The following is a 5,820-nucleotide window of genomic DNA, read 5'->3' on the forward strand; positions in this document are numbered from 1 at the left end:
GACGCTGAGAAGGTACGCGATGCGTACCCTACCGTGGATTTCGCCTTGATTTTGGTAAGGCAGCGGGGTAGGCCGGGCTGCTAAACCCGGCGTTTCGGCCGCTCCTACCGGGTTTCCGCTAAAGCTCCAACCTAGCCTACACAGGCTGTTAAAAGAAAATAACTCGCCCTAAGCCGATTTGAATTCAACTTACTGCGTAGCATCAGTTAGGAAGTTATTTCTCGCCTTACTCATATGATCAAATCGACAGCATTTAACGCCGTTGGGTTTGATGAGCTGATACAGTCCGCCGCCGTCATTAAGCTGCTTGTCTTTGGCTTCCGGCTTGGCGTTGCACAGTGCGGTGTTGGTGAGTAGTTGTCTTGCCATGCAGTAACTTTTTTGCCGCTTTGGAGTTGCTGCAAAAATTGTCGAGTGTTACTGTATTTATTGTATTTCGTTGGGCAATAAAAAACCCGCTAAGCCTTACAGCTTGCGGGTTTTTGTAGTTCTTTGCACTGCACGGAACCTAAATTTGGTACCGAGGGTCGGAATCGAACCGACACTGAGTCACCCCAATTGGATTTTGAATCCAACGCGTCTACCAGTTTCGCCACCCCGGCAAAGAGCGCATATTATAGATAAGCTTTTTTAGTCTTGTCCAGTTTATTTTTTAATTTTTTACCTGATGTTACGTACGCATCGATTTATGTGCTGTTTTAGTGCGCTATAGGTGAGAATTTATTCGCACTACAGAGGCCGGTACACGCAGGCGTTTGCCTTGGTCGAATACCCCACAAGGGACACAAGTAAATTCGATCCTACAACTGCATAACATCAGTTTTTTAAGTATATTCGTCAGCTCAAAACTGATAACATCGCGCGCCATGAAGAAAAGTGACTTTAATTACCATTTACCTGAACATCTGATCGCCCAAAAACCCTTGCCTGACCGCGGCGCCAGCCGTCTTTTATGCATGGACAGGGAGTCAGGCTGGATAGCCGATAGGCAGTTTGCCGATTTTATTGATTTGATCGGCGAGCGTGATCTGCTGGTCTTCAACGATACCAAGGTTATCCCGGCGCGGCTGTTTGGCAGGAAGCAAACCGGCGGTAAAGTCGAGGTTCTTGTCGAGCGCATTCTCGATGCCCATCATGCCATTGCCCATGTTCGGGCCAGCAAATCGCCGAAAGCGGGAGCGGTGATCGAATTGGATGAAGGCCATCGTTGCCTTGTGCTGGGCCGGGAAGGCGATTTGTTTCAACTGGAATTTCCGGGGGCGAATTTATTCGAATTGCTGGAACAAATCGGCCATATGCCGCTGCCGCCTTATATTACGCGTGCCGATGATGAATCCGATCTGACCCGCTATCAGACGGTTTTTGCCAGAGAGGCGGGCGCGGTCGCGGCGCCTACGGCAGGCCTGCATTTTGATCAGGCTATGATGGATAAGATCAAGACAAAAGGCGCGCAAACGGCTTTTGTGACCTTGCATGTCGGCAGCGGTACGTTTCAGCCGGTCAGGGTGGAGGACTTGTCGGAGCATTTGATGCACAAGGAGTTTTTCTCCGTGGCTTCAGATACTGTCGATGCGGTGCGTCAGGCTCGGGAGCGGGGCGGTAGGGTCATCGCCATCGGTACGACTGCGGTCAGGGCGTTGGAATCGGCGTCCCGAAGCGGACGGCTTGAGGCCGGTTTCGGTGATACCGATCTGTTTATTACGCCGGGCTATCAGTTCAAGTCCGTCGATGCGATGCTGACCAATTTCCATCTGCCTGAATCGACACTGCTGATGCTGGTATCCGCTTTCGCCGGTTATGAGTCTATTATGCAGGCTTATCGGCATGCCATCGATCAATCTTACCGGTTTTTCAGTTACGGGGATGCGATGTTTCTGGGGGAGGTTAAGGAACGTGTATAAGCTATCCTCCGTAAGTGGGCAGATGATTTTTCGGTTTAGGTGCGGATAAATCCGCACCTACGTTGCCGATTTATTTATGATTATTGCTAAGTATTTGTTATATAATGCGATTTATATTGACTGCTCGTTAAGTAATGGCTAACAATCCCGATTTGATTTTTTCTCCCGGCGTTCCTCAAAAAGATAATCCATCCCTGGTCTGGTCCGGTCTGGCCGATTGCGGCGATGCGCTGGCATTGGCTTCCGCGATTAAAAACGAAAACCGCTTGTTTGTCATTGTGACGCCGGATAATCAGACGGCCTTGCGTCTGGAGCATGAGCTGGCGTTCTTTTTAGGGAGCGAGCATCCGATTCTGCATTTTCCCGACTGGGAAACGCTGCCTTACGACGTGTTTTCGCCGCTGCCCGAAATTATTTCGGAACGGCTAAAAACGTTGGCGTTATTGCCGCAGGTCAAACGCGGCGCGCTGATCGTTTCGGTGACGACGCTAATGCACCGGCTGGCTCCGCGCGAGCATGTTCTGGCGCACAGTTTTGTGGTCAAGGTCGGCGATATTTTCAATCTGGAGCTGAACCGGATCAAGCTCGAAAGCGTCGGCTATCAATGCGTGCCGCAGGTTTTTCAGCATGCCGAATTTGCCGTGCGCGGTTCGATAGTCGACTTGTTCCCGATGGGCAGCAAGGTGCCGTTCCGGATCGAATTGTTCGACGAGGACATTGAATCGATCCGCACGTTTGATCCTGAAACCCAGCGCTCGCTGGAAAAAATAGAGCAGATCGAGCTGTTTCCGGCGCGCGAGTTTCCGTTGACCGATGAGTCAATCAAACATTTCCGCCAGGCTTTCAGGGATTGTTTTCCCCAGGCTTCGCCTAAAAATAATTTGTATCTCGATGTCAGCAAAGGTATTACGCCGGGCGGCATCGAATATTATCTGCCGCTGTTTATAGAGCAAACCGCAACTTTGTTCGATTATCTGCCCGCCTCGGCGACTTTGGTCATGCCCGCGGCTTTCGCCGATCTGTCGCAGGCTTTTTATGCCGAAGCCGAAGAACGTTTTCAGCAAAGAAAATACGACGTCGAGCGGCCATTGCTGGCGCCCGAGCTGTTGTTTCTGTCGGCGCAGGATCTGGTGCAAAAAACGGCCGCGTTTGCCCGCATTACCATTGAAAACCAGGCTGTCGTTGAGGGCAATCGGCTCGATTTCAACTGTCATGTGTTGCCGGATTTGACAATAGACGCCAAGCTGAAAGAGCCGGCACAGGCCCTTCAGCAGTTCGGCCGCGAGTTCGCAGGCAAAATACTGTTTGTGGCCGAGTCGGCCGGCCGCCGCGAAGGCCTAATCGAAAAGCTGAGGCAATATGGCATCAAGGTCAGACAGGTGGACAGCTGGCAGGACTTTCTGCGTAGCGAGACATCGCCGTGTATCGTGGTCGCGCCTATGGATCACGGCCTGTGGCTGGACAATCCGCCTATCGCCGTTATTACCGAAAGCCTGCTTTCCGGCGAGAAGGTGCAGCAGCGGCGCCGGCGGCGGAGATCGGCGGCCCGCGAGCTGGAAAATATCGTCAATAACCTGAATGAGCTGACGATAGGCTCGCCGGTCGTGCATCAGGAGCATGGCGTCGGCCGCTACATGGGGCTGCAGACGTTGGAAATCGGCGGCGTTCCGGCCGAGTTTCTGACGCTGGAATACGCCAATAACGATAAGCTGTATGTGCCGGTTTCGTCGCTGCATGTGATCGGCCGTTATACGGGCATGAGTCCTGAAGAAGCGCCCTTGCACAAGCTGGGCGGCGATCAGTGGAGCAAAGCCAAGAAAAAGGCCATCGAGCGCATCCGCGACGTCGCAGCCGAACTGCTGGAAATTCATGCCAAGCGGGCGATTAAACAGGGTCATGCGTTTGATGTCGATAATGTCGAATACCAGGCTTTTGCCGACGCCTTCCCGTTTGAAGAAACGCCGGATCAGCAAACCGCCATTGAAGCCATTCTGGATGATATGGCCAGCCCGCAGCCTATGGACCGCGTGATCTGCGGCGATGTCGGCTTCGGCAAGACCGAAGTCTCGATGCGTGCGGCTTTTATCGCCGTGCAAAGCGGCAAGCAGGTGGCCGTGCTGGTGCCAACAACCTTGCTGGCGCAGCAGCATTATCAGAATTTCAGGGATCGTTTCGCCGATTGGCCCGTGCGCGTCGAGGTCATGTCGCGGTTTGTGACGCCCAAGCAGCAGAAGGAAATCACGGACGAGCTGGAGCAGGGCAAGGTCGACATCGTGATCGGCACCCACAAGCTGCTGTCGAACGAGATTAAGTACAAGGCGCTGGGCCTGGTCATTATCGACGAGGAACACCGTTTCGGCGTGCGCCAGAAAGAGCACTTCAAAAAGCTTCGCAACGAACTGGACATGCTGACGCTGACCGCGACGCCGATTCCGCGCACGTTGAATATGGCCATGTCCGGCCTGCGCGATATTTCCATTATCGCCAGTCCGCCGCCGAACCGGCATGCCATTAAGACTTTTATCAGCGAATGGATAGATTCGCAGATCAGGGAAGCCTGCCTGCGCGAGATCAAGCGCGGCGGCCAGGTTTTCTTTCTGCATAACGACGTCAAGTCAATGGAGAAAATGGCACTGGAGCTCGGCAGGCTGGTGCCGGAAGCGCGCATCGAGATCGCGCACGGCCAGATGCCGGAGCGCGAGCTGGAACGCATCATGCTGGACTTCTATCATCAGCGCTTTAATCTGCTGCTTTGCAGCACGATTATCGAAAGCGGCATCGATATTCCCAGCGCCAACACCATTATCATCAACCGCGCCGATAAACTGGGCCTGGCGCAGTTGCACCAGCTGCGCGGCCGGGTAGGGCGGTCGCATCATCGCGCTTACGCCTATTTTGTTGTGCCGCCCAAAACCTTGTTGAGCAAGGATGCGGTAAAGCGGCTGGAAGCGGTTGAAGCATCGGGCGATTTGGGCGCCGGCTTCATGTTGTCGTCGCACGATCTGGAAATCCGCGGCGCTGGCGAGCTACTCGGCGACGATCAAAGCGGCCAAATCCAGGAAATCGGTTTTACGCTGTATACCGAACTGCTGGAGCGCGCGGTCAATGCATTGAAATCGGGCAAACAGCCGGAGCTCGATGCGCCGATGGATATGGGGCCGGAAGTCGATTTGCAGGCGCCGGCTTTGATACCGGAAGATTACCTGCCCGACATCCATGCGCGGCTGGTGCTGTATAAACGCATAGCCAGCGCCGAAACGCAGGAGGATCTGCGCGAGTTGCAAGTGGAAATGATAGATCGCTTCGGTCTGTTGCCGGAGCCTGTAAAAACCCTGTTCAGCGTTGCCGAATTAAAGCAGAAGGCCGAAAAACTGGGCATCAGGAAGGTCGAAGCCAGCACAGCCGGTGGCCGTCTTGTTTTCAGTGCGCAGCCTGTTATCAATACCGAGCAGCTGATCACCTTGATACAAACCGAGGCCCAGGTTTATAAATTCGACGGCGCCGATAAGCTGAGGTTTGTGAAAACGTTCGCTACGACGCAAGAAAAGCTGGAGTTTATTTCAGCGTTGCTGCAGCGATTGACGATTGACTAGGCGTGGGCGGTGTTTTATTTTCAGGCTGCCTTTCTCTCTACGGGAGAAGATGGGGGTGAGATGATTTGAAAAAGTCGGAAAGCTGTTTTAAAACTTGTGGGGCGGCTAAAGTCGCCCCCGCATTTTTTGCATAAGTCCTAAAACTATTACCGCGGCCTCTCCCTGGCTATTCGGCATGTTGTGCAGGAGTATTTAGGATCTAGCTAAAATTTACTTCCTGAAATCAGAATCCGGCATAGGATGTGCTTCACACAGTGAAGCACATCAATCGCGAACGATGCGGTTCGTACCTCACCGCATATATGGACTCCTCCGTTTTGCAAGCT

The 5,820-nt window shown here is 53.2% G+C and carries 3 protein-coding genes and 1 tRNA gene; 2 read left to right on the top strand and 2 right to left on the bottom strand.

The window, feature by feature from the left end; all coding sequences use genetic code 11:
• Nucleotides 1-189: 189 nt before the first annotated feature.
• The gene (locus IT781_RS21230; RefSeq protein WP_194972173.1) at nucleotides 190-369 is read right to left on the bottom strand and encodes an Arm DNA-binding domain-containing protein; all 180 of its coding nucleotides are present in this window, start codon (nucleotides 367-369) and stop codon (nucleotides 190-192) included.
• Between the two features lie 146 nt (nucleotides 370-515).
• A tRNA-Leu gene (locus IT781_RS21235) sits at nucleotides 516-602 on the bottom strand.
• 264 nt (nucleotides 603-866) lie between these two features.
• On the opposite strand from IT781_RS21235, the gene queA reads away from it, so the two are divergent.
• Nucleotides 867-1,901, top strand: a complete 1,035-nt coding sequence (gene queA, locus IT781_RS21240; RefSeq protein WP_194972174.1) for a tRNA preQ1(34) S-adenosylmethionine ribosyltransferase-isomerase QueA — start codon at nucleotides 867-869, stop codon at nucleotides 1,899-1,901.
• 134 nt (nucleotides 1,902-2,035) lie between these two features.
• Complete coding sequence (gene mfd / locus IT781_RS21245; protein ID WP_194972175.1) at nucleotides 2,036-5,494, top strand: transcription-repair coupling factor; 3,459 nt, start codon at nucleotides 2,036-2,038, stop codon at nucleotides 5,492-5,494.
• Nucleotides 5,495-5,820: the final 326 nt, after the last annotated feature.

It is taken from the genome of Methylobacter sp. BlB1, assembly GCF_015476545.1.
In the GTDB taxonomy this organism is placed as follows: domain Bacteria; phylum Pseudomonadota; class Gammaproteobacteria; order Methylococcales; family Methylomonadaceae; genus Methylobacter.